Below are 25,496 nucleotides of genomic sequence, written 5' to 3'. Positions count from 1 at the left end.
TGAGACTTACCCTTCAAATCCGACTTTATCTGCCGTAAACCCGGACAACTGCGTTTGTCGCGCTGCTGTCAGCATCCCTCGGGCTCTAGATCTGATTTAAGGCATATTATGTTCCGGAATATTACGATCCGCGCCCGTCTCGCCCTGGCGATGGGTTTTCTCAGCGTGCTACTGATAATTGGGGCGGCGCTTGGCGTAATAGGGATCGCATTGAGCAATGCAGACCAGCAACAGCTCTACACGAATCAACTCGTATCAGCCACGGCACTGGGTAAGGTCGACTTTTTCATCGCTCGGGGACGATTGGTTCTCGACCGGATTGCGGCACAGCCGGATCGTCCGGACATTGCGAATCTCGAAAAGCATGCGCGAGAACAGTTCGATATTGCCGACAAAGCCTGGCGGACCTATCGTGCCTTGCCGGCTGGGGCCAAGGAAAAGCAGCTGAGCGAAGAAGTTGAAGCGAAGCGCGCGGTCGTCATGTCTGGCCCGGTCGCCCAGGTTTTTGCCGCGATCCATCGCCATGACACGACCGTATTGGGCGATTTGATCTCCAACAAAATGACGGTTCCGTTCAATGAGGTCTCCGACCGCACGGCTGCGCTCGAAGCGTTGCAGGCTACACAGGCGAGTGCCTTGTACGAGGCGGCACAAACCCGCTTCCATTTCATTCTCGGCGCGGCTGCAGTGGGTCTACTGATCGGCCTGTTAATGGCCGCTTATACATGGAACGCCTTGCGCAAATCGATCTCGGGTCCGCTTGATGAGGCGCTCAGTCATTTCAATGCCATTTCGGACGGCGATCTAAGTCGTCATATCGAAGTCCGTTCGCGAGACGAAATGGGCCGACTGATGGAAGGGCTGCGCACGATGCAAGCCAAACTGACCGGGACGATGGAGTCCGTCCGTGATGGAGCGCAGTCGATTGCCACAGCAACGGCAGAAATCTCGGCGGGCAATACCAATCTGTCGCAACGGACCGAAGAGCAGGCGGCCTCGCTGGAGGAGACCGCATCGAGCATGGAGGAACTGACCTCGACCGTACGCCAGAACGCCGACAATGCGAAGCAGGCATCCGAATTGGCGCGTAACGCGTTTGGTGTTGCGCATGAGGGCAGCGAGGTGGTCTCGGAAGTCGTCACGACGATGCATCAGATCAACGCGAGCTCCAAGCAGATCGCGGACATCATCAGCGTGATCGAAGGCATCGCGTTCCAGACCAATATTCTTGCCTTGAACGCCGCGGTGGAATCGGCTCGTGCGGGCGAGCAGGGGCGCGGTTTCGCCGTCGTCGCGGGCGAAGTGCGCACGCTTGCGCAGCGCAGTGCGTCTGCGGCGAAGGAGATCAAGGCGCTGATCAGCGAATCGGTCACGCGAGTCGGCAATGGGACACAGCTCGTCGAACGCGCGGGCGTGACCATGACGCAGATCAACCAGGCCGTGCAGCGCGTGACCGACATCATGGTCGAGATTGCCGCTGCGTCCGAACAGCAGAGCGACGGGATCGAGCAGGTCAACAAGGCCGTCACCCAGATGGATGAAGTGACTCAGCAGAACGCGGCACTGGTTGAGCAGGCTGCAGCGGCGGCGGCTTCGCTGCAGGAGCAGGCGGTGCGGATGAGTGACGTGGTCGGGGTGTTTCGCTTGGCGGTTTGATGGGGTGAAATGAAGAGGCTTGATGGACTGCCGCGGCCTCTTTCGATCCAGGCAGCCCCGTAGCGGAACCTGTGCGGGAACGCGTCGGCTGGGTGGACATCCGTGGCAAGTTCATACGACGCGTGGCAAGTCTATCTAGCAAGGCTTCGCCTTTCGATACATGCCCGTAGTCCCCAGGCGCGATCTCAGCGAGTTTGACGTCGGCATCAATAGATGTCGGAAAGCTGCCACGTCTTGTTAGGTCACCTGAATCGTTCGTTGTCGGAAAAATACCGCTTGCTCGTCAGCGCAGTAGCGAAATCGATCGCGACAAGCTGCGTGTATCTGTCGGTCTCATGCTTTCTCTATAAGCGAAGCACTTCGGCGCTACGAGGTGTGAGCGCCTTTCCAAGTGCCTGGATGAGCCGTTTGAGGCCCATCGTGCGTCGTCGAAGAGGTTAGGGCGGCGCGATCGCCGATACACCTTTTCAGGATGAATCGATGTCGTCGATTAACGCTTGCGGGTGATATGCCGAAAGGGGTTTCTTGTACGATGGGGTTGATATTGATACAAGTGTCACACCCCATATGGCCTTCAAAAAACACATGGCGGCGCGGCGATGAGGATGTTCATCGTCATTCCGACAGCCAAGGATGTTGCAGGGATTGAACGCACCCTCAACGAAACGTTCTCGCAGGATCACTACCGGTTGCCGAACGGAGAATGGCTCGTCAGGTTCGACGGGACGTCGGAGGAACTGTCGATTAAGCTCGAGACGTCTGCGGTTGGTGTAGGGGGGCGTGCGCTCGTGTTCGCGATCGAGGAGTATTTCGGCTTCGCGCCGGCGAATGTTTGGGCGTGGATTAAGGCGAGGTGGAGTGGGGGGGCGTTGCGTACGAATGATTGATGAATCGCTGTGTTGGGAGAGTGTTGGCATTGGCATCGCGCGGATCCTCGTGAGGCACGCCATGCGGCTTTTTGCCGCAGGGGTGATCGATGGTTACGGCCCATACTATTGGCGAGCACATGGTACTTACAGACCATCGGACCGCAAAAGCGCCGTGACACTACGGCTCGCGTGACCCATTAGAGCCTGTTTGGGTCAATTACTCACACGGACGATGCGCTTTCATTGCACAAATGTGCGTATTGGGTGAGCCTTCGCGGTGCCGAAGCGTCCGCCAATAGGACGGCCCAAACGGTGTATTTGCCGAGGACTCAGCGTTTTGATGGACCACAGCTCATCGAACTGATGAGTTGCATTTCCCGAAACGACATCCCCTGCTATAGGGAGGCAATAACGTGAACGGGGGAAAAGCGATCGCCCCGACAGATCTCCGCGATTTCCTCAAGTCGCAAGGGTGGGCCGTGCTGGAGCAGGCTCTGAAAGACCGTTTGTATGTGCTGGAGAATGAACGGTTCGCCAGGCGACAGCTGGTATTTCCCATGGACCTCACCGCGCCTGACTATGCGGAGTCCGTATTCGCTGTCGTACAAAAAATGGCCGAGTTGACGGGTCAATCCAGTAACACACTCATATCTAGAATCTATTCGCTAAGGGATGACGTTCTACGTATTCGCGTCTTCTTTGATGGCAACGATGGCGCGCTGCCATTGAGTTTTGCCTCGACGCTCGTCAATAGCGCCGAGAAGTTGCTGAAGTCCGCGGCTTGCACAGTACTGCTGCCACGGATTAACCACCCTCGCCTAACCTTGATCGAGGCGACGCAGTTTGTGGATGCCGCCCGCTTCGGCCAAACGGAGAATGGCAGCTTCGTTTTGCGGATTGCCTGTCCGATCAACGCCATGGAGGTCCATGGAAGCTCGGAGTTGGGGGCGAGCGACGCGCCTTTTGTACGGCAGGTAACGCTGGTCTTGCAGCGCGCCTTATCGCAACTTTCCACCGCGATTGAGGCTGACGCATTGGATCGCTTGGTCGATGAGTTGAAGCGGTCCCCCGTACCGCTGATATCGGCGAACCTGTGCGAGGCTATTTCCGCCATGCATGACGAGCGGGTGGACAATTCTCTTGATGTTGGGTTTGACTGGTCAGTGCTGCGACGCGTTGCGAGTAGTCTGGCTTCCCGTACGGTGCGTATTCAACGCGATTACTTTTCGCGCATTGAAGAGGTACGGCGAGAACTGCGAGCTGTCGAGCTTTACCATGAGGAGACCTTCATTGGTACCGTCGAACGCCTTGACGGCGAGATGGGCGCAGACGGGCGGCGATCCGGTGCAGTGGTACTTTCCCTATTGCTCGCGGAAGAGGGGGAGACTGTTCGAGCAAGGACCGTGCTCTCGGCTGATGATTACGCAGAGGCGGATCGTGCTCACATGACAAACGGAGCTTATGTCCGCGTGACAGGGAGGCTCAGGCAGGGGCGTCAGCCACGCCAGCTCGCTGATCCGAGCCGTTTTGAAGTGCTACTCAGAGCACCTTAAGTGAGCGATCGGCTAAGTTGAGCCACGGCCCGGGCAACACCCGCCATTCCGGTTATTGCGCGCCGGTTGTGGTCTTGCCATATCAACCCCATCTAGTCTTTATCCATTCCCAAATATTCGTGGGAGCGCGACCGAAATATGCAGAAATCGCAAAGATGACGGCATTCCCCGAGGTTCCGTCGGTGATCAGCAAAGCGTTCGACAATTCCTGAGTAGTTCCCGAATATCTGACAATCCATTCGCCCTGAGGTAAGCGATACGAATCGTTAGGAAGCAACTTGGCGATCTCAGCCTCAACATCGATGACGTTTGGATCGGTCGGGATGATGACAAAAAGCGTCATGCTATGGCCCCCATGTCAATGTGCCTGTTCATTTCTCCACGCGAGGACAGTTCCTTCCCACGTATCGTAATAAGAACTGCGGGGGCTTTCTACTGAGCACGAACGCCGCCGGCGCTAGGAATGTGGCTCATCTCGTTTGCGCATTGGATTCGATTGTCTGCATCTCGTATCCGCGAAGTTGGCGATCGCGCCGCGCAAACGCGATTGCCAAACGATGGGGTGCCCGACATGTTTGGATAGGCGCCGTGATGCGATTCCCTCGCCTTCTGTTCGGAGGGGCGTGCTACCGGAGTCTGGGCCCGCTGTCGCTGTAAGCGCCGGACACCCCTATAGTTCGTGCGGCCGTGCAGGTGCCGGCGTAGCCCGTGCGGGATAAGGAAGTTTCTGGTTATTCCGCGCACCGTGCGGACGTAGATCCAACGTCCGAGACGTCGCAGCAATCAGGTGACGCAACGATGCGTCAGCCGTGCCCGGACGTGTCCAGCTTGAACACGCTGACCACCTGCGCGAGCCGCTCGGCCTGAGCGCGCAGTTCGGAGGCGGCTCGCTCCGCTTCGCCGACAATCGTCGCATTCTGCTGCGTCGCCTCGCCGATCTGCGTGACGGCGAGATTCACTTGCTCGATACCGCCGGACTGCTCGCGCGAAGCCGCACTGATCTCGACCATGATCGCCCGCACCTGATCGACGCGTTCGACAATGCCGTGCATCGCCGTACTCGCTTCTTCGGCGATCCGGAAGCCGGACTCGACCCGCGCGGTCGATTCCCCGATCAGCGCTTCGATCTCCTTCGCCGCGGCCGCACTGCGCTTTGACAGCGCACGCACTTCTGACGCGACCACGGCAAAGCCCTTGCCGTGGTCGCCAGCGCGCGCCGCTTCGACGGCCGCATTCAGCGCGAGGATGTTGGTCTGGAACGCAATGCCTTCGATAACCGTCGTGACGTCCGCGATCTTCTGCGACGAGCGGCTGATGTCACCCATCGTGGACACGACGCGTTCTACTGCGCGACTGCCTTCAAGTGCTGCTTCCGAAGTGCTCGATACCAGTGTGTTCGCCTGTGCGGCATGGTCGGCGTTCTGTTGCACGGTCGACGTGATCTGCTCCATGCTCGCGGCCGTTTCCTCGAGACTGCTCGCTTGGGTCGCGACACGGGCGGCGATGTCGCCGCTGCCCGCGGCGATCTTCGTGGTGCCCTTCGTCATGTCCGCCGACGCCCCTCGCACTTGCGTGACGATGCGCGCGAGACCCTCTCCGATGCCGTCGATCGCATTCATCAGCCGGCCGATTTCATCGGCGCGGCCACCGCCTATACGCACGCTAAGGTCCCCCGATGCGAAGCGTTCCGATGCCTTTACCGCATCGTTGAGGGGACGGCTCACGAGCCGACGCACGGCGAGGAGGAAAACCGCCGCGAATGCAGCAACCAATACGAAACCAATCAGGAGAAAACGGTTGCGCGTCGTAATGACTTCCGCCATCACCTCGTCGCGCGGCACGACGCCGCCAATCAGCCAATGCCATTCGGGCACCGTGACGAAAGACACATACTTCTCCCGCGCAGTGCTTTCGCCGAGTGTCGCGTCCTTCGATGTGTACGCGAGCTGCCCGTCCTTCGCCTCGAGCATCGCTTTATACGGTGCGTTCGCCTCGTCGGCGTGGCGGCCACCCGCGGCCGGGTGCACGACGAGCTTGCCGCGATCCGGCCCGTTCGACGCGTCGAGCACGAAGTAATAGCCGCTGTCGCCGATCTTCAACTGGCGGATGCTGTCTTCAATGGACTGGATCTGCGGGTCCAGGTCGACGCCGACAAACAGCGCGCCGATCACCCTGCCGCTGGCGTCGCTCACCGGCTTGTATTGAGTGATGAACTGTTTGCCAAAGAGCGCGGCAATGCCTGTATACGTTTTGCCGGCGAGAATCGGCGCATACGCCGGGCCGTGGCGGTCGAGCTGCGTGCCGATCGCGCGCGAGCCGTCCTGCTTTTTCAGGGACGTGGTGACGCGCACGAAGTCGTCACCACTGCGCGCGAATACGGTCGCGATCGCACCACTGCGTTCGAGAAACTGGTCGGGGATCGAGAAATCGAGATTGAGCGGCTTGTCGCCGGCTTTGATGGTCGGCGTTGCGACGCCATTGATGTCGACTTTCTGGGCTTCGTCAAGCGAATAGTCGGCCGGCAGAAAGCTGGCGAACAGCGACATCGAGTGGCCGACTTCAGTCGACAGACCCTTGTCGAAAAGTTCGATCATCGCGGCGAGCGAACGATCTTTTTCGGCAATGCGTAGCAGCACCTGTCCGCTGACGAGGGTGCTTGCCGAGCGGGTCAGGGACCACGTGAACGCGGCGAAGATCACCGCGACGAGTGCGCACGCGAGTATCGCGAGCCTGGCGCCGACACTGGAGCGGCGAAGCAAAAGAATACCCATGGATTGTTGTCGTAGTGGGATCGGACGTGCTTGCTGCGCGGTGCGCGTGACGACATTAAGTCAAACCTGATTACGGCAGGTTACGCGAACTTCTTTAGTTTCGATGGGTTCTAATTTTTCTGGCCGTTGTAGGTTGCGAGATTGACCAAGGCGCGGTCTTGCATTTCCTTTTCTTAAAGGCACCCTACCATCATATTTGCTTCCTTCCGGGGAGCTACCGATTGGGTGAGATTTCAAATTGCACCCTTTGTAGGTCTCTCCGAACGCCGATTCGTCGGAACGGGGCACACAGACTCTGGACGAAAAAAAGCCCGCACGGGCCAGCGGGCCTAACACTGCTTGCTTCTGCCGTGTGGAAGAGGCAAAACCAATCTAACCGCAATGCCCCTTAATGGCACGTGGGGTTGTGCCCCATAAATGCGCGCCTGCCAACGGCGCATTGGCCCGCCCACCGTTTAAAAGGCGGCAACGTTGCCGGGTTATCGACAAACGCCAGTCGCGTGGCTCAGAGTGGAATGACGGGTCGCCAAGGTCATTCCCCCTCAAAGTGGAAAACTACCGGATTCCCGGCAGTTAAGGCAAAAGGGGTGTCCAAAGTGATGCCCCCTCTGAGGTCGAGATTCTGTCGCCCGCCGCGGTGAAGGCCTGACCATGACCAGGAAGGAACACCGCTTCCATTTCGTCGACAGGTGCCGGTGTTTCTGCCCACCGCCGGCTGGGGCGAGCTTTCAGAGCCGCTTGTCGTACTCGGTGAATGGGTGCGCCAGCAGGTGCAATAGGTCCAGCCGTACCTTTACCTCTTCGCCATCGTCTATCGGCTCCAGCTCGGCGCGGCACGCCTTGAGCACGGCCCACACGTCGAGCTCGAATCCGTGGCCAGCGGGTATCGCATCTTCGGTCAGACCATGCGCGGCCACATATGAGGAGATGCGCAACTGATAGCCTCCCCAATGACCATCATCACGCACATCCGATCGGACGGCCTGCCAGCCGAGGCACTGCGCCGCCAGTCGTGCGCGCTCGTCCTGCGCCGCTTCGGACCAGTCGAAAGTCTGCGTCCAATCCAGTTCGGCCAGGCGTCGCATCACCTCTACACATGTTAAGCAAACCGGTTCAGCGTTGAGTCGTCCGGCTTGCTTAACACTTTCTTGACCTTGCTTAACACTTGGGCGGCCACGCTTAACACTTTTCGCAGCCTCGTTGTCTTCCGGCAATCCGGCGCGCCGGTATTTTTTTAGGCGTGCGTCTGACGCTTCAACATTGACCTTGGAGCCTTCCAGCACAAGGCGCCCAGCGCTTTTCCACTGTGCGACAGCAGCGCGCGTAATACCCAGTCGGCGGGCATATTCGGCCTGAGAAACCAGTGTCATTTGTTAAGCTCCAAAAAGTGTTAAGCAAATCTAAAAGTTCATGGCTGGCCGAATATTGCGAGTATTGTGCTCCGCATGGCGCCACTCTCCGAGGAGGACCCTCCCCACACATAACATGGGTACAGGTCACTACCGAAGCCGATCACCGTCTGGATCGAGCAGCTACTTGAGTTCCTAGGCGTGAATGGTCACAGCCAAATCTATATCAAGGACGTGCACCATAGGCTGAGCGTCGAATCTCTTGGCTGGATTGGCACTGACGTAACATTGCGATGCGACGACCAGAGTGATGACGCGATTGTGCGATTTCACCGTCTTGATGAATTGCTGCGGTTTCGTTCCAAGGGGCGAGGGTGGAATGCCGATGGATGGTTAAATTGGCCCGCCGTCTTTGTGGCAGGCATTGGCGTAGCCCGCGTAGGTAGATGTTGCTCTCAAGGCGGCGCTTTACGTCTACTGCGTGGCTGGCTGCCCACGTGTGCGCCTGCTTGGCGTACCACCCACGGGCGATGACTTCGAATGTGTTTTCGGCCGCGACCTTCTTCTTGATAGCAGTGTCCTTGCGGACCTTCGAAGGATCGTCGCCGGCCTGAATTTGGGCGCGTACTTCCTCGGCCTTCTTGCGGGCTTGGCCGAGCGTGACCTTGGGATAGACACCAACCGACAACGCCTTTTCCTTGTCTCCCTGCCAATAGCGCATGCGCTAGTACTTGCGACCATCGGCGTACACCCAGAGATACAGACCGTCACCATCGGGGAGCTTACGCACGGCGTTATCGCCACTCGTGGCGTTCTTGCATTCGGCAGCGGAGAGTAGGTCCTTGGCCATCGTGGTAACAATCGTGGTAAACGAGTTACCACGATTGTTACCACGGAATCAACTGGAGTGCATCGGTGTCTATCGGAGTGTTGTTTCCCCGGAAAGCCCCGCCGTTACTGGGGTTTGGGGCTGTCAGAGCCTTGTCTGACGGGGTGCTTCTGGCGGAGGCGGTGAGATTCGAACTCACGGAAGGGTTACCCCTTCGCTGGTTTTCAAGACCAGTGCCTTAAACCGCTCGGCCACACCTCCTGCGTCGGCACTGGGGCACTTTGCGTCGGGGAGACGCGCCTCAATGCTGGCAAGGGGCGTATTGTAACCGACCAAATGGCCGCTTTGGAACAGGCAAGGCTCGAGTCAGCGTCAGAGCGGCACTTCACGCTCGCGCCAAGCTTCCAAAAGCGCTTCCGCGCCACGCCCTCACCGCACGCCCAACGATCCCCCTACCGCCAGCGATAGGCGGGTCCGAGGTGGCGCAGAGCAGCGCAGCGCGCTTCCCCGCATCGTCTCCGCTACGCCTTCAAAAACAAGCCCTGCAGGTCATTCAAAAATCTCTGCCCCAGCGGTGTCGGCGCGATATGTTGATGATCCCGCGTAATCAACCCTCGTCTTTCCGCCTCCAACAGCGGCTTTTCGATCGCGTTCATCGTCAGCCCAGTCCGCTCAAGAAAACTGTGAACCGGAAACCCCTCATTGAGCCGCAGCGCATTCAGCATGAACTCGAACGGCAGATCCGCCGTGCCGATCTCATGTTCTTCATGCACAGGCTTCTGCTTCAGCGCCTGCTCGATATACGTCGTCGGATGCTTGAATCGCACCTGCCGGATAATTCGCTCCGGAAACGACAGCTTTCCATGCGCGCCTGCGCCGATTCCGAGATAGTCCCCGAAGCGCCAGTAGTTCAGATTGTGCTTACTCCGATGATGCGGCTTCGCATACGCGGAGACTTCATAGCGCTCGAACCCCGCCGCAGTTGCGCGATCATGAATCCAGTCCTGCATGTCGGCAGACGTATCATCGTCGGGCAGCGGCGGCGGATATTTCGCGAAGTAAGTATTGGGTTCGAGCGTCAGGTGATACAGGGACAAATGCGACGAACCGAACGACAGGGCGGTTTCCACGTCGACCTTGCACTCGTCGAGCGATTGCCCCGGCAGCGCGAACATCAGGTCGAGGTTGAAATTGTCGAAGACTTTCGACGCAACCTCGATCGCATGTCTCGCCTGGCCCGAATCATGGATGCGCCCCAACGACTTCAGGTGCCGGTCGTTAAAGCTCTGCACGCCGATCGACAAACGATTCACACCACTCTGACGGAACTGCCTGAATTTGTCGGCTTCGAAGGTGCCAGGGTTGGCCTCGAGCGTGATTTCAGCGTCGGCATCGACAGGCAGCAACGCGCGGATGTCCGAAAGCAAGCGATCAAGCCCTTTCGCCGACAACAGACTCGGCGTACCGCCACCGATGAAGATCGTATGGATCTTGCGGCTCCACACGAGTGGAAGCGCAACTTCAATATCGGCGCGCAACGCGTCGAGGTAGGCATCTTCCGGGAAATCGCCTTCGCCTTTCCACTCGTGCGAATTGAAATCGCAGTAGGGACACTTGCGCACGCACCACGGAAAGTGCACGTACAAAGACAGCGGTGGCATCGCGGGCAGCCGGATTCTTCCGGGAGCCAGAAAAGTCTGGGTGACGTTACTCATTCCCGTTCCTTCAACTGCTTCATCAAATGGCGCAACGCGATCGCCCGATGGCTCACGGAATTCTTGACCTCGGGTGACAGCTCGGCCGCCGTCTTCCCATGACCGGGCAGATAGAACAGCGGGTCGTAGCCGAAGCCATGCTCCCCACGCGGCGCCTCGACGATCTTGCCGAACCAGCGGCCTGCGCCGATGATCGGCTCGGGATCGTCCGCATGTTCGACGAAGGCCAGCACGCAGACATAGTGCCCGCGCCGGTCGTCCTTGTCGGCCAGTTCGGCGAGCAGGTGACGATTATTCGCCGCGTCGCTTTTTTCTCCGCCGGCACGCAGGGCATAGCGCGCGGAGTAGACCCCCGGCGCGCCCTGCAAGGCACGCACGCAAAGGCCTGAGTCGTCGGCGAGAGCCGGCAGCCCGGTCAGACGCGATGCGTGGCGCGCTTTCTCAAGCGCGTTCTCGATAAACGTCGCATGCGGCTCGTCCGCCTCTGGCACGCCGAGTTCGCCCTGCGCAATCAGATCGAAGCCGGCTTCGCCAAGCAGCGCCGCAAATTCGCGGAGCTTGCCTGCGTTGTTCGAAGCCACCACGACACGCTGTCGCGCGCAGCGAATCGTTGAGACCGGATCGGCTTTTTCCATCGTGAAACCCTGAACTTGACTTGGCTACGATTGAGAAGCGGCTTTTGCCGCCTCTCGATCCACTAACTGTACAACCGTTCGAGCGCCTTGCGCTGCATCCGGATCAGCTCATGGATGCCGTTCTGCGCGAGATCGAGTAGGCCGTCCATTTCGTCGCGCGAAAACGGCTCGCCTTCGGCCGTTCCCTGAACCTCGACCAGACCGCCCGATCCCGTCATCACGACGTTCATATCGGTGTCGCACTGCGAGTCCTCGGCGTAGTCGAGGTCAAGCAGCGCATCGCCCTCGTGCATGCCGACGGAAATAGCCGCGACAAAGTCGGTGATCGGCGATTCCTGGATCTTCCCGCTCGACAGCAGCCGCTCGACGGCGTCATGCGCAGCGACAAACGCACCGGTGATGCTGGCCGTGCGGGTGCCCCCGTCGGCCTGGATCACGTCGCAATCGATATGCAAGGTCCGCGAGCCCAGCTTTTCGAGATCGAACACGGCACGCAGGGCGCGCCCGATCAGGCGCTGGATTTCCTGCGTACGTCCGGTCTGTTTGCCGCGCGCGGCTTCACGGTCGCTGCGGGTGTGAGTCGCGCGCGGCAGCATGCCGTACTCGGCCGTCAGCCAGCCCTGGCCGCGGTCGCGCAGGAATTCGGGTACGCGTTCGCTGATGCTCGCGGTGCAGATGACCTTGGTGTCGCCAAACTCGATGAGCACCGAACCCTCGGCGTGCTTCGTGTACTGGCGGGTGATGCGCACTTCGCGCAACTGGTCGTGACGACGGCCGCTGGGGCGGGAAACGCTGGAGGACATGGTGAAATCCGCAGAAAAGTAGGGCGTGAGCCGGGCACGAACGGCGAGCCCGAATCTTAGCGCTAAAAGAGGGTCGTTCTCTATCGATCCGCCGGGCCGCCCCCTTGCCGCGAAATGCGATAATCCCCGCTTTGATTGTTTCAGGCGGCTTTGGCCGCTCTTACGCGGAACCGGACAATGATCTACAGCATGACGGGCTATGCCAGCGTAACCCGCGAACTCGCGGGCGACAACGCAGGCAGCGACGCGGGCGACGCGGTGGCGAGCGTCTCGGTCGAACTGCGCACAGTGAACTCTCGTTTTCTCGACCTGAACTTCCGGATGCCGGAAGAGGTGCGAGTCTGCGAGCCTACGTTGCGCGAGATGCTGATGAACAGGCTGTCGCGTGGGAAGGTCGATATCCGCGTGAACATCCAGCGCGGCGATACCTCGCTTGGCGGCACGCTCCTGCCGGTCGCGCTCGAGCAGTTGCGCACGCTCGAAGAACAGATCGTCGCGGCATTCCCGGGCGCGGGGCGGCTGCGTGTTGGCGAGATTCTCCGCTGGCCGGGCGTGCTCTCGGAAAGCGCGGTGTCCGCGGACGTGTTGCGCGATGTGGTGCTGGCCTGCGGCAAGGATGCGGTGCGCGAACTCATTGACGTGCGCGCGCGTGAGGGGGCCCAGCTCGCGACGATGCTGCTGGGCAATGTGACCGAAATGGAAGCCATCGTGGCCCGGATCACCCCACTGGTGCCCGAACTCGTTGCAAAGCAGCAGGCCAAGATCGTCGAGCGTCTCAACGAGGCACTGGGTCTTAGCATGCCGGACTCGGGTTCGACGGTCGTCACGCGCGAGGAAGCCGCGGAACGGATTCGTCAAGAAGTCACGATGTACGGCATTCGCATCGATATCGCCGAAGAGCTCTCACGGCTCACCGCGCATTTGAAGGAAACGCGTCATGTGATCGAGAAGGGCGGCAAGGTCGGCAAACGCCTCGATTTCATGATGCAGGAACTGAACCGCGAAGCGAATACGCTCGGCTCGAAGGCGGCCGCCAAGGAACTGGCGGATGCGTCGATGACGTTGAAACTGCTCATCGAGCAGATGCGCGAGCAAGTCCAGAACCTGGAGTAAACAAGAATGAACGACAAGACTCCGCGCGACGCACGCGCCGTCCAGGCCGAACAGCGGATCGTCGAGCCGGCGCCGGCCCAGGCGAAGCCGCTCGAATACACCGGCGACTACCCCGGCAACCTCTTCATGGTCGTCGCCCCCTCGGGCGCGGGCAAGTCGACGCTCGTCAATGCCCTGCTCGAGCAGGACGAGGCGATCCGGTTGTCGATCTCGTATACCACGCGGCCGCCGCGGCCGAACGAAAAGCACGGCCGTGAGTATCTGTTCTGCACGAAAGACGAGTTCGCCGAGAGGCGCCGCGCTGGCGAGTTTCTCGAAAGCGCCGAAGTGCATGGGAATTTCTATGCGACATCGCGCATCTGGATCGAGGAGCAGATGCGCAACGGCCGCGACGTGCTGCTCGAGATCGACTGGCAGGGTGCGTTGCAGGTTCGCAAACAGTTTCACAATGCGGTCGGCATTTTCATATTGCCTCCGTCGCTCGACGTGCTCGAAGAACGTCTGCGCAAGCGCGGCCAGGACGAACCGAACGTGATCGTGCGGCGTCTGCTCGCGGCGGGAAGCGAGATCGCCCATGCGCCGGATTTCGAGTATGTGGTGATCAACGAGGCGTTCCCTCGGGCGTTGTCCGAACTACAGTGTGTGGTCGCCGCGACGCGCCTGCGCTGCGCTTCCCAGTACGCGCGGCACACCGAACTGTTCATGCAACTGGGCATTCACCTGCCGCAGTCGTGAGGCGCGGCGCGGCGATGCACGGAACACGCTTGCGAAGCCTCGCGGTGTGTCACTGCTGCGCGCGGCGCTTCATGTAGAATACAAAGCACATAAAGAAGGAACACACCATGGCTCGCATTACCGTCGAAGACTGCCTCAAGCAGATTCCGAATCGTTTCGAACTCGCTCTGGTTGCGACGTACCGTGCGCGACAACTTGCGCAGGGACACACGCCGAAGATCGAAAGCCGTGACAAGCCGACGGTCGCCGCCCTGCGCGAAATCGCCGCGGGCAAGACCGGCGTCGAAATGTTGAAGAAGGTGCCGGTCTGACCGGCAGGGGCACCAGGCAAATTCAGGAAGCGTGCGGGGTCGCATTCCCCGCCCGCGTTGTAGATTGACCGGGCGATTCCCCGACTTACTTTTTGATGGAGGCGAGCATGAGTTCCGATTCCTCATCCGCCTCTTTGTCCGTCGAATCGCCGACGCCATCGAAGGCCGCGTCCGCGCGCAAGTATATCGATGCCGTTCTCGAGCAGTCGTTCCGACATCTGTTCGGACCGACGGCCACCCCCGAGCAGCCGCGCAAGCACGAAGTCGTTTCAATCGCGAAACTGACGGGCACGCTCTCGACCTATCTGAAAAAGAATGAGCTGAAGGAAGTCAAGGCGGCTTTCCACTTCAGCGACGAGGCGCATCTCGGACAGTACCGGCAAAGCGGCGAACCCTATATCACTCATCCGGTCGCGGTCGCGGAAATCTGCGCCGACTGGAAGCTCGACGCGCAGTCGATCATGGCGGCACTCCTCCATGATGTGATGGAAGATCAGGGCGTCACCAAGACCGAGCTTGCCGAACGGTTTGGTCCGAAGGTCGCCGAGCTGGTCGATGGCCTGTCGAAGCTCGACAAGATGGAATTCCGCAATCGCGAGGAAGCGCAGGCGGAAAACTTCCGCAAGATGCTGCTCGCGATGGCGCGCGACGTGCGCGTGATTCTCGTGAAGCTTGCCGACCGTCTGCACAATATGCGCACGCTCGGCGCCGTGCCGACTGAAAAGCGGCGCAGGGTTGCGCGCGAGACGCTTGATATTTACGCGCCCATCGCGCATAGGCTCGGACTCAACAATACGTTTCGCGAGCTGCAGGACCTGAGTTTCGCGAACTTCAACCCGCGCCGGTACGCGACGCTCGAAAAGGCTGTGAAGGCCGCGCGCGGCAACCGGCGTGAGGTCGTCGGCAAGATTCTCGAAGCGGTGCAGCGTTCGCTCGCCGATGCGAAGATCGTCGCGGATGTGAACGGCCGCGAGAAGACGATCTTCAGCATCTATCAGAAGATGCGCGACAAGCAGTTGTCGTTTTCGCAGGTGCTCGACGTCTATGGTTTCCGGGTGGTCGTCGAACAGCCTCTTGAATGCTATATGTGTGTCGGCGCGCTGCATGCGCTCTATAAGCCGGTACCGGGAAAATTTAAGGACTACATCGCGATTCCGAAGGTGAACGGCTACCAGTCGCTCCACACGACGCTGGTGGGCCCGTTCGGAACGCCGATCGAATTCCAGATCCGCACACGCAAGATGCACGAGATCGCCGAGTCGGGCGTCGCGGCGCATTGGCTGTACAAGAACGGCAGTGCGGACCTCAACGATGTCCAGAAGCGTGCGCATCAGTGGTTGAGCTCACTGCTCGACATCCAGTCCGAAGCCGGCGATTCAACCGAATTCCTCGAACAGGTCAAGATCGATCTGTTCCCGGATGCGGTTTATGTCTTCACGCCGAAGTCCCGGATCATGCCGTTGCCGCGCGGCGCGACCGCGCTCGACTTCGCTTATGGCGTCCATAGCGATCTGGGCAATCAGTGCGTCGCCGTCAAGATCAACAACGAGTTGCTGCCCTTGCGCACCGAGCTCAAGAGCGGCGACATCGTCGAGGTGATCACGGCACCGTATTCGAAGCCGAATCCCGCGTGGCTCGGCTTTGTGCGAACGGGCAAGGCGCGCGCCGCGATTCGCCATTATCTGAAGACGATGCGTTTCAACGAGTCGGTGCAGCTCGGCGAGCGGCTCGTCGATCAGGCTTTGAAGGGATATCGGCTGTCGTTGGCCGATGTGACGCCCGAGGTCTGGGAAAAGCTGTCGTTGTGGACGGGCAATCGGAATCGCCAGGAGCTGTTTGCCGATATCGGGCTCGGACGCGATGTCGCCGCCGTGATGGCCAAGCGTCTCGAAGTGCTGATGAGCGGTCGCGAAGGCGATCCAGAAGCGCTGGCCGGTGCGGACAGCCCCTCGCATCATCCGGGCGGCGCGGGCGGTGCGGCGGTGGTGATCACGGGCACCGAGGGGATGTCGGTCCAGTTGTCGCCATGCTGCCGTCCGATTCCGGGTGACGCGATCATGGGCTATATCGGGATTGGACTCGGGATGGCGATCCATACTGCCGATTGTCGCGTCGCACAGCGCATTCATCGCCGCGACCCGGAGCGCTGGATCGACGTCGCCTGGGCACCCCAGCCCGGACGCCTGTTCGATGTCGGCGTCAAGGTGCTCGTGAAGAGTTCGAAGGGCGTGTTCGCAAGGGTGGCCGGCGACATTACGTCTGCGGACGCAAACATCGTGCACGTCGCGATGGACGAGAATATCGACCAGGAAATCACCGAACTCCGCTTCATCATCCAGGTCAGCGACCGCGTGCATCTCGCGAACGTCCTGCGGCGCACGCGGGGCAATCCGGATGTCGTGCGGATCTCCCGCGAGCGCCCCAGCGAGGAGCCCCCGGGCCGCCATGACGGTGGCATCCGGATCGATCGCGAGCGGCGCGACTTTTAGGAAGCCGTGGTGCCTTCACGCGCCTTCTCGGCACGTTTCCTTACTGCATCCCTGCTTGACTTGTCTTGCGGCTCGCCCGTGACGGGTGAGCCGAACGGCGCGCTGTACGGACGGCGAGTGGTACGGACCTAGTCGGCGCCGCCCGGCGACGGGTAGTGGACGTCGAGAATTTCGATCTGCTCGGTGCCGGCCGGCGTCTGCAATGGCACGACATCGCCTATTCTCGCTTTGACGAGCGCGCGCGCAATCGGCGAGATCCAGCTGACTCTGCCGCGATCCAGATCGACCTCGTCGATGCCGACGATCTCAAGACGATGCTCGGTGCCGTCCTTTGTCGCATAGTCGACTGTCGCGCCGAAGAACACCTGATCCCGGTTCTCCTGCTTGCTCGCGTCGACGACTTCGGCGATATCGAGCCGCTTGGTCAGGAAGCGCAGGCGACGGTCGATCTCACGCAGCTTTCGCTTGCCATAGATGTAGTCGCCGTTCTCGGAGCGATCGCCGTTCGATGCAGCCCACGAGACAAGACGAACGACTTCAGGGCGCTCGACGTCGATCAGATGCAGCAGCTCATCCTTGAGGCGTTGATAGCCTTCCGGCGTGATGTAGTTTTTCGCGCCGGGCGGGATCGGGGGAGCGGCGCCCTCGAGATCGTCGTCGTCCGTCTCGGACGATTCTTTGATAAATGCTTTGTTCATGGTGTCAGGCCGATACGACGTCCAGGCAAAGAGCCCAATCCTTAAGCATAGAGCGTTGCGTGTAAAAAAGGGGCTTTGCAAAGTCGGAAGTCGTCGCTATAATCTTGCTTCTGATGTGCGGCTGTAGCTCAGTTGGATAGAGTACTTGGCTACGAACCAAGGGGTCGTGGGTTCGAATCCTGCCAGCCGCACCACTTATGCAGTAACAAAATGGCCTTCCGAATGGAAGGCCATTTTCTATTCTGGCCTCAATTTCTCTCGAGCGTTTGCGCGCAATAGCGTTGGATTTGCAGGCCCACGCTTCCTTTCCACAACGCGCCAAGTATTCGCCTGGAACGTCGGTTCGTCAGGATGATGTCCGGAAAAAAAAAGGCACGGGCGCTTGCGGCGTCCGTGCCGATCGGCACATCTTCGGATTCAAACGGCTGGCTACCACGCCGGTCAGGCCGCGCACTGTCCCGATTGCATGGATGCCACTTCTTGTTCGCCAAGAAGTTTTGCGGCTTCACTCAGGCGGCCATCCTTTTTCCACTGCAGGAACTTTGAATAGCAGGTCTGCTGCGGCGGGTAGTTCGCGGGCAGATACAACCAGCGTTCGCCTGAACTTTGAATCCAGCGAATCGCATCGAACACGGCTCGCGGATTGGCCGCTGGACGGCCAATCGTCTTGCGCGGTAGTGGATCGTGGAACAGGTGTTTGACCGTGTCCCATTCATAGTCGGTGAGATCGCTCATGTCCCGGCTCCCTGTCGACAATTAACCCCCCTCACGGCGGCTTTCAAGAATCGTAAGGATCAATCGTCCCAATTGCGTCTTATTGATCGCATCAAATGAGTCGACATGTGTTGAAAAAAGCACCAGCGTTTTGGGCTGGTGCTTTTGCCACCTGGATGTGCTTAGAAGCGGTGACGCATGCCGGTGGTCACGACAACCTGCGAATCGCTGTCGGAATAGCCGCTCCCGCCTGCGATAAAGGCACGGTCAGCATCGCCGCCGGCTGTCTGGTATGCCGCGGCCAGATAGACGTCGGTGCGCTTGGACAGCGAGTAGTCGGACATGATCGTGAATTGATTCCAGTTGCCCTTCTGATCGCCGGTGGTGGTACGGTACTTCGCGTCGGTGAAGGTGTAGGCGGCGCTCAACAACCACGCCGGCGTAACGGAGTATTTGCCATTGAGCTCGTAGTTGTTGATCTTCATGTCCGACGAGCCGACCGTGCTCAGCCCCGAGCCGGCGCCGAAGTTCTGCACCGAGTCGAGCGTGGTCTGCGTGTAGACGAAGCCGAGGGTGGCCGGGCCGAACGCATAGCTGCCGCCGACACCGAAGGTTTGCTGCTTGTCAGCCTGGAACGCATAGTCGTTCGAAACTGCACCGCCCGAGTTCCCGGCGCCGTTCGGTTCGTTCAGCGCAAGGTAGGACGCGGCGAGCCGCAGGGGACCGTTTTCGTACTTGGCGCCGATGCTGTACGCGCGATTGTTGGATGACATCCCGTTCTCGTCATTGGATGCGCCATACAGTGCGCCGAACGAGAAGCCACCCCAGTTCGGGCTCGCGTACTTGAACGAATTGTTGATCCGGAAGCTGGCGTTCAGGTTGTCGTTGTTGAACGGATGGCTGAACATCCGGCCACCACCCTTCTCGTCGATGTTTGCAAGGCTCAGCGGGGACAGGTAGTCGACGACCGAGTCATACTGCCGGCCTATCGTCACGGCACCCCAGGTGGGAGAAGAGAGCCCGACCCATGACTGACGATTGAAAAGGCGGTCATTGTCGGCGGTTCCGTCGAATACGTCGAAACCGCTTTCCAGGGTGAAGATCGCCTTCAATCCGCCGCCTAGATCTTCGGCACCCGCCAGGCCAAAGCGACTGCCCGACGTCTGGTTGCCGGTGGCGCGGAAATTGGCGCCTGATTGCTTCTGGTCGTTGCTGGTGTAGGTGACGCCGGCATCGAGCAAGCCATACAGCGTGACGTTGCTCTGGGCATGGGCCATCGACGCGAAGAGGCCGGTGATCCCAGCCAGCAGAAGAGTCTTTTTCATTAGTGCTACTCCAATACGGGGTCTAGTCTCGGTTGCCGGAAGGTTCACGCTCTGAAAAAGCGAAACCGTTCTGACATGCCGTCGCAAGAGCGACAGTGCAAAAAGCCCTGTGCTTTCTTGACGGAGCCGAGCTTAGTGAGGTGATGGAGTTGTCACCACTGAAGAAAGTGAAATTAGTATTTTGAATTAGCTGAAATATAAAGCAGGTTTGGCCTCACGCCCTTCACAGAAGGGTCTTAAACTTTTTATGGAAATCTGATGATTAGTCTCATATTTGAATGTTGCGGATTTGTCACAGTGACTGACGCTCTAAGTCATTTATATAAGCTAAAAACAGTTTTCTACTAACTAGTGTGGTGCGGTTGCGGGAAGTTATTAAACTAATAAGCAAGGATATAATGAGGGTGGTCTCCAGTATCTTGAAAATTTGGCAAGGTGCTAGGCCTCCCGCGAATTCGAAGGCCGAAGATGTCAAGACGAAAAAAATGCCGCCGATTGCATTTTTGCAACAGTGCGGCACCTAGAGTCGAACTTCTAACGAAAAAATGGAGTTGTATAAGTAAGAGGAATGATCAGGTCTCGAACAACCCCACGGGTCGCGGTGTCGACCAGTCTTCGAGAACATAGTGCCGCGCGTCCATCGGGGAAGAAAGCAGATTGGCCCAATGATCGCCGTGCCAGCTGGTCTCGCCGGGTAGGGCGGCCAGCAGCGGTTCATTCGGATTATGAGGGGCCCCGACGTTCCGGTCCTCGCCCGCAGTGTGATGCAGCAGGAGCGAGGCGCTCATGCGCTTTAAAAGATCGAGCAACATGAAAAACCTCCTTGAAAACGATACAAGCTATTCCTTATCCTATTTAGCCTGATGAGCGCTACAAGACACGTTAACACCTAGAGATAGAGAGGTAACTTTTTCGGAATCAGGAGAGCGTATTAAAAACGGCCGTGTAATATTGACTAAGTTGTCGCGCTAACGTTTGCGACGCTCGCCTGGTATGGGCGCGCGGGTATCTCCCTGTCTGAAAAACACTTGACTCAAATTTCCCGATTATCTATAAAGTTGCTGTGGGCACGCGGAGGTAATACGTGAGCGCTCGCTCGGTCAGTGATCATCTGCTGATCTTGTGTACATCAACTATCGGGATTGAATATGGAAACGGGTGTCGTGAAGTGGTTTAATGATGCAAAGGGATTTGGTTTCATTGCGGCCGATGGCGGTGGTGAAGATCTCTTCGCGCATTTTTCGGAGATTCGGTCGGAAGGTTTCAAGTCGCTGAAGGAAAATCAGCGCGTGACGTTCGAGGTCAAGACCGGACCTAAAGGCAAGCAAGCCGCGAATATCCGACCGGTATAAGCGCATCCGGTTCTTTCAAATGGTGGAGCCCCCGTCGTTCCTTGAGCGGTGGGGGCTTGGTGTTTTGCGAGCCCTCCTAGGGGCGTATCCAGCCTGGGTATGCCGAAAGTTTTCAGCACCATCGCCATAGCCGGACAGATCGTATGTCTGGAGTCGTCACTGTCGGGGCGTCGGTTGGCCGCCAGCGGTGAGACGGTTGTGCGAGCCTATCCCTGGACGGACATCCCGCCGCCGGCACATACATGACTCAAGGCTTGCGTCAGCGCACCCGACTGCGATGAGTCAAACGACGAAAGCTGCTTCCAGTTCGCGAGGCTCTGTGACAGCTCGCTCTGACAATTTGGCTGGGCGCGAATGGCTTGGATGCGGGCGAGCGCCTGGATCAACGCCGCATCGAGCTGGTCGAGCTTCGGGCGGATGGCCGCGAGGTCGGTACCCGGCTCTTTCGGGCCGCCTGTCTTGCGCCACTGCTCGAACAGCGCGTTCTGGACGATTTTACTTGCCTCGATCTGGTCGCCGAAGAAGGTGCGCGCGAACGAAGGATCGACACCCTGTGTTTTTGCCTTGTTGGCCACGTCTGCGAGCAGACGCTGTTCACGCGACGTATCGGTGATCGATTTGCCGGTTTGCCATTTGAATTGCGCAACGGGGGGCGCCAGCGCAAGGCGCTGGGTCACGAGGGCGACCACATTGGTGAGAGCGGTGGAGCCGTCAGCCGCTGCTGGGGCTGCGATCGCGAGTGCGCTGGTGGCAAGGCCGGCCACAACGAGGTGGCGGAAGATGCTGGAACTGCGGGATAGCAAGGGAAGCATGGCGGAAGGAGCGTGGGCGACGCCACGTCGAGACGGGCGCCAGAGACCGAGGGTTCGCTGGGAGCCGTCGATTCCCTGCACAGGGACCCTAAGAGTCTAGCCCGCAAGGCCCATTCGCTCAATTCGTCTTTCGGCCCTGACGCTCTTCGAAAAACGCGCGGACATGTTCCGGCAAATCGGCCAGAAACTCAACATTGGATGGCTCCGGATCCGGAAACGCGACCTTTTCGGGCGCCGGGATCTTGTTGGGCTTCGCATCCATGATCTTCTCCCCATTCGTGGATTTGATTATCCGCTTGCGTGCAGGCTTGTCATCTCCACCGGAATGTCCTTACCGCATGAGTGTTGCGCCGCAGGCACAGTGGAGTGAGTCCATGGATTCGTTAACGACGACTTTTGTGTTTTGTTGACAAAATTTTGCAAAAGTTTTCTGACGCGGTTGACAGTCGCACGAATGCACGGTGAGGCATCGACCGGATGCCGGCAAAGATCGGAGGGCAGTGCAGCGGTCGGCGCACGGTGACACACAAACGTCATAGTTCTCCGTGATGGCTTTCCCGTTGCCCTATGATTGAACGAGTACCGAAGTAAAGCTGTATGAGGTATTGCGGCAAGGGCCGCGTGGTTGGAGATAGTCATGAAGAGGCAGATTGCAGTGATCCTGCTGACCCCGCTTACACTAGCGGCCGCATCGACTGGGGTGTGGGGGGAAGATTTGTTTTATCGGACGGAGCAGATAGCACAACAGAAGGCGCTTCAACTACGGATCGATGACATGCAGCAGGGACGGGAGCGGCAGCAGCAGCTGTTGCAACGACTTGATGATCTGACGGCGCGCGTTGATGCTCTGGAACGGCAGCTACAGCACGCCCGCTAGGCCGCGAGGATGATGACATTAGCTGGCTCGGGACCGACACCGAAGAGGCAGATCCGACCTAGCATGTCCCAGCGCTCCCCGCCGCGCTTGGTTCCATGCAAGGGGTATTCCGACTGTCGGGCTATCGCCGGCAACCAACTTGGCCAAGGAGTTAGGTCACAAAACCTTGGACGAGTTGGCCAACTTGAACCAGCCTCAATCTTAGTATTTTCATGTTGTCCAACTTGTCCAAGATATTTGACGTAGAGAACTTGGCCAAGTTGAGAGTTGACCGCGATCTACGGGAACACAGGACTACGCACGGGCGCGTCTTTCAATTGCGGACGTCCCCGCACTGGCGCGACTTAGCCGACGCGCGTTGTCGCGCGTGAGCTGCCAGGGGGTAACTCAGGCGATGACCTTCTGCTCTCCGGCAGCCTGCTCGCGCATGCTACGGGCTTCGTCGCGCAGGAACTGCTGGTAATCGTCCAGATCGCCGTCGAAGGGCTCGACGCCACCCTTGGTGACGAGCCAGAACTCGTCACATACCGCGCGCAGCAGGGACCGGTCGTGACTGACCAGCATCACTGTGCCTTCGAATTCGTTGAGTGCCATGCCTAGCGCTTCGCGTGTGGCCAGGTCGAGGTGGTTGGTAGGCTCGTCGAGCAGCAGCAGGTTGGGGCGCTGCCACACGATCATGCACAACACGAGCCGCGCCTTTTCGCCGCCGCTCATCGTGCTGACCGCCTGATGGACCATGTCGCCACTGAAGTTGAAGGTGCCGAGGAAGGTGCGAAGCGATTGTTCGGTGCCACTCTGGCCGGGGGCACGCATGTGCGCCGGCGTGTCCTTGGCAAGGCGGATCATGTGTTCCATCGGCGTGTCGAGAGGACGCAGCACGTCGAGTTCCTGCTGTGCGAAGTAGCCGATGTTCAGGCCTTTGCCTTCGCTGATTTCGCCGGCAATCGGCGCCAGCTCGTGCGCCACCGTCTTCACCAGAGTGGACTTGCCTTGGCCGTTGGCACCGAGAATGCCGATGCGCTGCCCGGCCAGCACGGATCGGTTGATGCCCCGCACGATGACCGTCGGCGGCGTGCCCGGCGGTGCGCCGGTCGGCGCCGCGTAGCCGAAGCTCGCGTCCAGCATCGACAACAGCGGGTTCGGGACGTTGAGCGGCTCCTTGAACTCGAAGTTGAACTCTGCGTCGGCAAGCACGGGTGCGATCTTCTCCATGCGTTCGAGCGCCTTGACCCGGCTCTGCGCCTGCTTCGCCTTCGAGGCCTTGGCCTTGAAACGGTCGATGAATTTCTGCAGGTGGGCGATCTTGTCCACCTGCTTCGCCATCGCGGCCTGCTGCAACACCAGTTGCTCAGCGCGCATGTCTTCGAACTTGCTGTAGTTGCCGCCATAACGCACGAGCTTGGCGTTGTCGACGTGCACCGTCACCTGCGTCACCGCGTCGAGGAATTCGCGATCGTGGCTGATGACTACCAAGGTTCCTTGATAGCGCTTGAGCCACGCTTCCAGCCAGACCAGCGCGTCGAGGTCGAGGTGATTGGTCGGCTCGTCGAGCAACAGCAAGTCGGACGGGCACATGAGCGCGCGCGCCAGCTGCAGTCGCATGCGCCAGCCGCCGGAGAAACTGTTGACCGGCTGGCTAAGCTGCGCAGCACTGAAGCCAAGGCCCAGGATCAGCGCTTGGGCACGTGCGGGGGCATCATGTGCACCGGCGTCGTGCAGGGCCATGTAGGCGTGCGCCATGCGCATGCCATCGTCGCTGGCCTCAGCGGCGGCTACTTCGGCCTGCGCGGCCAGCAGTACGGTGTCACCCTCGATTACGAAGTCGGTCGCACTCTGCTCGGTCTCCGGCATCTCCTGCGCGACCTGGCCCATCTTGCATGCAGCGGGAATCGAGAACTCGCCGCCGTCTTCGTGCAGCGTGCCGTTGAGAAGGCCGAAGAAGGATGACTTGCCGGCGCCATTGCGGCCGACAAGGCCAACCTTTTCGCCGGGGGTGAAGGTGACGGACGCGCGGTCGAGTACGACATTGACGCCGCGGCGCAGCGTGACATTACGGACGGAAATCATAAGGAGCTACTTCGGAGAGGATCGGCATGATAGCCGACCGGACGTGCAAGGCTGTCTTTTTCCGGCCGCATCTTCGAACGGGCTGCCTACGGCTGATTGTCACCTATAGCGCCGGCCGCGTGCCGAGGAAGGAGAAGATGACGAGGAATAGGGGACGAGAAGAGGATCAGGACATTCGATGGCTGCCGGTGCAGCGGTGCGGACGCAGGCATTCGTGCAGATATGGCATCACAAGCCGCTTCATTCAATGAAGCCGCTGCCAATACCCCCTCCCGCTTCGAAAAGCTCGACGCGATGTTCCTCGGCTTCCTCAGCTTCGCGCTGGTGGCCCCGAGCTGGAGCCGAGATGACCGATCTGGACGGCCCTCATCGGCGATTCGCCGGCAGCCTGAGCGCCACAACCACCCCCCCATCCGTCGAGTTCCGAATCGTGCAATCGCCTCCGTGCTGTTGCACGAGCCGGTTGACGATCGCGAGGCCGAGGCCGCAGTGGCCATCCCCACCGCGCGACGAATCGAGTCGCACAAAAGGCAGGACCGCGCTGCTGATCTTGTCCGAAGCGATCCCCGCGCCGTGGTCACGAACCTCGATCACCCAGTCGGTTCCGCTACGTTGAGTCGCGATGTCGACCGGCGGCTCGCCGTGATCGAGCGCGTTGTCGACAAGGTTGCCGATCAACCGGTCGAGAAGGGTGCGCGGCAACTCGAAGCTGTCCCCCGCATTGAGCGTGAGCCGGAACAGTTCATGACCGGGCTCGATATCGAATGCCTCGATATCGCCGAATTGTGCGCGCAGTGAGTCGTCGACCTTGACGAGCGGTCCC

Annotated in this window: 24 protein-coding genes and 2 tRNA genes; 10 read left to right on the top strand and 16 right to left on the bottom strand. The window is 59.5% G+C overall.

What is annotated here, in order from left to right; genetic code table 11:
- Nucleotides 1-108 precede the first annotated feature (108 nt).
- The 3 genes from HV670_RS00130 to HV670_RS00120 all read left to right on the top strand — a co-directional run bounded on the left by HV670_RS00130 (nt 109) and on the right by HV670_RS00120 (nt 4,078).
- Nucleotides 109-1,656, top strand: coding sequence for a methyl-accepting chemotaxis protein (locus HV670_RS00130; RefSeq protein WP_175102613.1), 1,548 nt, complete (start codon nt 109-111; stop codon nt 1,654-1,656).
- Nucleotides 1,657-2,261: 605 nt separating this feature from the next.
- A complete protein-coding gene (locus HV670_RS00125) occupies nt 2,262-2,543 on the top strand; it encodes a hypothetical protein (RefSeq protein WP_175102612.1) in 282 nt (93 codons plus the stop codon).
- Between the two features lie 395 nt (nt 2,544-2,938).
- Nucleotides 2,939-4,078 carry a hypothetical protein gene (locus HV670_RS00120; protein WP_175102611.1) on the top strand — a complete coding sequence of 380 codons (1,140 nt, stop codon included), beginning with the start codon at nt 2,939-2,941 and terminating at the stop codon, nt 4,076-4,078.
- Nucleotides 4,079-4,160: 82 nt separating this feature from the next.
- Here the strand turns inward: HV670_RS00120 and HV670_RS00115 are convergent, their stop codons facing one another.
- The 8 genes from HV670_RS00115 to rph all read right to left on the bottom strand — a co-directional run bounded on the left by HV670_RS00115 (nt 4,161) and on the right by rph (nt 12,180).
- Nucleotides 4,161-4,421, bottom strand: coding sequence for a hypothetical protein (locus tag HV670_RS00115; RefSeq protein ID WP_175102610.1), 261 nt, complete (start codon nt 4,419-4,421; stop codon nt 4,161-4,163).
- Between the two features lie 460 nt (nt 4,422-4,881).
- Nucleotides 4,882-6,849, bottom strand: coding sequence for a methyl-accepting chemotaxis protein (locus tag HV670_RS00110; protein WP_175102609.1), 1,968 nt, complete (start codon nt 6,847-6,849; stop codon nt 4,882-4,884).
- Between the two features lie 728 nt (nt 6,850-7,577).
- Nucleotides 7,578-8,219, bottom strand: coding sequence for a hypothetical protein (locus HV670_RS00105; protein WP_175102608.1), 642 nt, complete (start codon nt 8,217-8,219; stop codon nt 7,578-7,580).
- Nucleotides 8,220-8,424: 205 nt separating this feature from the next.
- A complete protein-coding gene (locus tag HV670_RS00100; protein ID WP_175102607.1) occupies nt 8,425-8,919 on the bottom strand; it encodes an Arm DNA-binding domain-containing protein in 495 nt (164 codons plus the stop codon).
- 279 nt (nt 8,920-9,198) lie between these two features.
- Nucleotides 9,199-9,288 (bottom strand) — tRNA-Ser (locus HV670_RS00095).
- Nucleotides 9,289-9,548: 260 nt separating this feature from the next.
- Nucleotides 9,549-10,742, bottom strand: coding sequence for a radical SAM family heme chaperone HemW (hemW, locus tag HV670_RS00090; RefSeq protein ID WP_175102606.1), 1,194 nt, complete (start codon nt 10,740-10,742; stop codon nt 9,549-9,551).
- Entirely contained in the window at nt 10,739-11,377 is a 639-nt protein-coding gene (rdgB, locus tag HV670_RS00085; protein WP_175102605.1) for an RdgB/HAM1 family non-canonical purine NTP pyrophosphatase, read from the bottom strand. Before rdgB ends, hemW begins: the two co-directional genes overlap by 4 nt.
- Before the next feature lie 62 nt (nt 11,378-11,439).
- Entirely contained in the window at nt 11,440-12,180 is a 741-nt protein-coding gene (gene rph, locus HV670_RS00080; protein WP_175102604.1) for a ribonuclease PH, read from the bottom strand.
- A gap of 177 nt (nt 12,181-12,357) precedes the next feature.
- On the opposite strand from rph, the gene HV670_RS00075 reads away from it, so the two are divergent.
- The 4 genes from HV670_RS00075 (at nt 12,358) to HV670_RS00060 (ending at nt 16,828) form a co-directional block, all read left to right on the top strand.
- A complete protein-coding gene (locus HV670_RS00075; protein WP_175102603.1) occupies nt 12,358-13,293 on the top strand; it encodes a YicC/YloC family endoribonuclease in 936 nt (311 codons plus the stop codon).
- A 126-nt stretch (nt 13,294-13,419) separates the two neighbouring features.
- Nucleotides 13,420-14,028, top strand: coding sequence for a guanylate kinase (gmk, locus tag HV670_RS00070; RefSeq protein ID WP_246256889.1), 609 nt, complete (start codon nt 13,420-13,422; stop codon nt 14,026-14,028).
- A 107-nt stretch (nt 14,029-14,135) separates the two neighbouring features.
- A complete protein-coding gene (rpoZ, locus tag HV670_RS00065) occupies nt 14,136-14,339 on the top strand; it encodes a DNA-directed RNA polymerase subunit omega (protein ID WP_175102601.1) in 204 nt (67 codons plus the stop codon).
- 107 nt (nt 14,340-14,446) lie between these two features.
- Nucleotides 14,447-16,828 (top strand): RelA/SpoT family protein, encoded by a 2,382-nt coding sequence (locus tag HV670_RS00060; protein ID WP_175102600.1) that lies wholly within the window; start codon nt 14,447-14,449, stop codon nt 16,826-16,828.
- A 128-nt stretch (nt 16,829-16,956) separates the two neighbouring features.
- Here the strand turns inward: HV670_RS00060 and greB are convergent, their stop codons facing one another.
- On the bottom strand, nt 16,957-17,526 hold the full coding sequence (gene greB / locus HV670_RS00055; protein WP_175102599.1) for a transcription elongation factor GreB: 570 nt from the start codon (nt 17,524-17,526) through the stop codon (nt 16,957-16,959).
- Between the two features lie 117 nt (nt 17,527-17,643).
- Here greB and HV670_RS00050 point away from each other — a divergent pair.
- Nucleotides 17,644-17,720: transfer RNA gene (locus HV670_RS00050), tRNA-Arg, on the top strand.
- Nucleotides 17,721-17,967: 247 nt separating this feature from the next.
- Here the strand turns inward: HV670_RS00050 and HV670_RS00045 are convergent.
- From HV670_RS00045 to HV670_RS00035, 3 genes are all read right to left on the bottom strand, one after another.
- Nucleotides 17,968-18,261 (bottom strand): transposase, encoded by a 294-nt coding sequence (locus tag HV670_RS00045; protein WP_175102598.1) that lies wholly within the window; start codon nt 18,259-18,261, stop codon nt 17,968-17,970.
- A gap of 161 nt (nt 18,262-18,422) precedes the next feature.
- Nucleotides 18,423-19,565 carry a porin gene (locus HV670_RS00040; RefSeq protein ID WP_175102597.1) on the bottom strand — a complete coding sequence of 381 codons (1,143 nt, stop codon included), beginning with the start codon at nt 19,563-19,565 and terminating at the stop codon, nt 18,423-18,425.
- A 572-nt stretch (nt 19,566-20,137) separates the two neighbouring features.
- Nucleotides 20,138-20,377, bottom strand: a complete 240-nt coding sequence (locus HV670_RS00035; protein ID WP_175102596.1) for a hypothetical protein — start codon at nt 20,375-20,377, stop codon at nt 20,138-20,140.
- A gap of 336 nt (nt 20,378-20,713) precedes the next feature.
- Here HV670_RS00035 and HV670_RS00030 point away from each other — a divergent pair, with 336 nt between their 5' ends.
- Nucleotides 20,714-20,917: a cold-shock protein gene (locus tag HV670_RS00030; RefSeq protein ID WP_175102595.1), complete on the top strand. Its 204-nt coding sequence runs from the start codon at nt 20,714-20,716 to the stop codon at nt 20,915-20,917.
- Nucleotides 20,918-21,123: 206 nt separating this feature from the next.
- Here HV670_RS00030 and HV670_RS00025 read toward each other — a convergent pair whose 3' ends face one another.
- The gene (locus tag HV670_RS00025) at nt 21,124-21,729 is read right to left on the bottom strand and encodes a chorismate mutase (protein WP_175102594.1); all 606 of its coding nucleotides are present in this window, start codon (nt 21,727-21,729) and stop codon (nt 21,124-21,126) included.
- Nucleotides 21,730-21,847: 118 nt separating this feature from the next.
- On the bottom strand, nt 21,848-21,991 hold the full coding sequence (locus HV670_RS00020; RefSeq protein WP_175102593.1) for a hypothetical protein: 144 nt from the start codon (nt 21,989-21,991) through the stop codon (nt 21,848-21,850).
- Nucleotides 21,992-22,366: 375 nt separating this feature from the next.
- Between HV670_RS00020 and HV670_RS00015 the strand changes: the two genes are divergently transcribed.
- Nucleotides 22,367-22,606, top strand: coding sequence for a hypothetical protein (locus HV670_RS00015; protein ID WP_175102592.1), 240 nt, complete (start codon nt 22,367-22,369; stop codon nt 22,604-22,606).
- A 387-nt stretch (nt 22,607-22,993) separates the two neighbouring features.
- Here the strand turns inward: HV670_RS00015 and HV670_RS00010 are convergent, their stop codons facing one another.
- Nucleotides 22,994-24,673, bottom strand: a complete 1,680-nt coding sequence (locus HV670_RS00010) for an ABC-F family ATP-binding cassette domain-containing protein (protein ID WP_175102591.1) — start codon at nt 24,671-24,673, stop codon at nt 22,994-22,996.
- A gap of 366 nt (nt 24,674-25,039) precedes the next feature.
- Nucleotides 25,040-25,496, bottom strand: a 457-nt coding sequence (locus HV670_RS00005) for a sensor histidine kinase (protein ID WP_175102590.1), incomplete at its 5' end; no start/stop codon positions are given.

Origin of the sequence: Pararobbsia alpina (genome assembly GCF_902859895.1) — a bacterium.
Lineage (GTDB): Bacteria > Pseudomonadota > Gammaproteobacteria > Burkholderiales > Burkholderiaceae > Pararobbsia > Pararobbsia alpina.
Note: the sequence above shows the minus strand (reverse complement) of the source record. Positions and strands in the feature narration are given on the sequence as shown.

Bases quoted from the DNA above. Each gene is read 5' to 3' on its own strand.
- HV670_RS00130 (WP_175102613.1), top strand. From the start codon at position 109: ATGTTCCGGAATATTACGATCCGCGCCCGTCTCGCCCTGGCGATGGGT.
- HV670_RS00125 (WP_175102612.1), top strand. From the start codon at position 2,262: ATGTTCATCGTCATTCCGACAGCCAAGGATGTTGCAGGGATTGAACGC.
- HV670_RS00115 (WP_175102610.1), bottom strand. From the start codon at position 4,421: ATGACGCTTTTTGTCATCATCCCGACCGATCCAAACGTCATCGATGTT.
- HV670_RS00110 (WP_175102609.1), bottom strand. From the start codon at position 6,849: ATGGGTATTCTTTTGCTTCGCCGCTCCAGTGTCGGCGCCAGGCTCGCG.
- HV670_RS00105 (WP_175102608.1), bottom strand. From the start codon at position 8,219: ATGACACTGGTTTCTCAGGCCGAATATGCCCGCCGACTGGGTATTACG.
- HV670_RS00100 (WP_175102607.1), bottom strand. From the start codon at position 8,919: ATGCGCTATTGGCAGGGAGACAAGGAAAAGGCGTTGTCGGTTGGTGTC.
- hemW (WP_175102606.1), bottom strand. From the start codon at position 10,742: ATGAGTAACGTCACCCAGACTTTTCTGGCTCCCGGAAGAATCCGGCTG.
- rdgB (WP_175102605.1), bottom strand. From the start codon at position 11,377: ATGGAAAAAGCCGATCCGGTCTCAACGATTCGCTGCGCGCGACAGCGT.
- rph (WP_175102604.1), bottom strand. From the start codon at position 12,180: ATGTCCTCCAGCGTTTCCCGCCCCAGCGGCCGTCGTCACGACCAGTTG.
- HV670_RS00075 (WP_175102603.1), top strand. From the start codon at position 12,358: ATGATCTACAGCATGACGGGCTATGCCAGCGTAACCCGCGAACTCGCG.
- gmk (WP_246256889.1), top strand. From the start codon at position 13,420: ATGGTCGTCGCCCCCTCGGGCGCGGGCAAGTCGACGCTCGTCAATGCC.
- rpoZ (WP_175102601.1), top strand. From the start codon at position 14,136: ATGGCTCGCATTACCGTCGAAGACTGCCTCAAGCAGATTCCGAATCGT.
- HV670_RS00060 (WP_175102600.1), top strand. From the start codon at position 14,447: ATGAGTTCCGATTCCTCATCCGCCTCTTTGTCCGTCGAATCGCCGACG.
- greB (WP_175102599.1), bottom strand. From the start codon at position 17,526: ATGAACAAAGCATTTATCAAAGAATCGTCCGAGACGGACGACGACGAT.
- HV670_RS00045 (WP_175102598.1), bottom strand. From the start codon at position 18,261: ATGAGCGATCTCACCGACTATGAATGGGACACGGTCAAACACCTGTTC.
- HV670_RS00040 (WP_175102597.1), bottom strand. From the start codon at position 19,565: ATGAAAAAGACTCTTCTGCTGGCTGGGATCACCGGCCTCTTCGCGTCG.
- HV670_RS00035 (WP_175102596.1), bottom strand. From the start codon at position 20,377: ATGTTGCTCGATCTTTTAAAGCGCATGAGCGCCTCGCTCCTGCTGCAT.
- HV670_RS00030 (WP_175102595.1), top strand. From the start codon at position 20,714: ATGGAAACGGGTGTCGTGAAGTGGTTTAATGATGCAAAGGGATTTGGT.
- HV670_RS00025 (WP_175102594.1), bottom strand. From the start codon at position 21,729: ATGCTTCCCTTGCTATCCCGCAGTTCCAGCATCTTCCGCCACCTCGTT.
- HV670_RS00020 (WP_175102593.1), bottom strand. From the start codon at position 21,991: ATGGATGCGAAGCCCAACAAGATCCCGGCGCCCGAAAAGGTCGCGTTT.
- HV670_RS00015 (WP_175102592.1), top strand. From the start codon at position 22,367: ATGAAGAGGCAGATTGCAGTGATCCTGCTGACCCCGCTTACACTAGCG.
- HV670_RS00010 (WP_175102591.1), bottom strand. From the start codon at position 24,673: ATGATTTCCGTCCGTAATGTCACGCTGCGCCGCGGCGTCAATGTCGTA.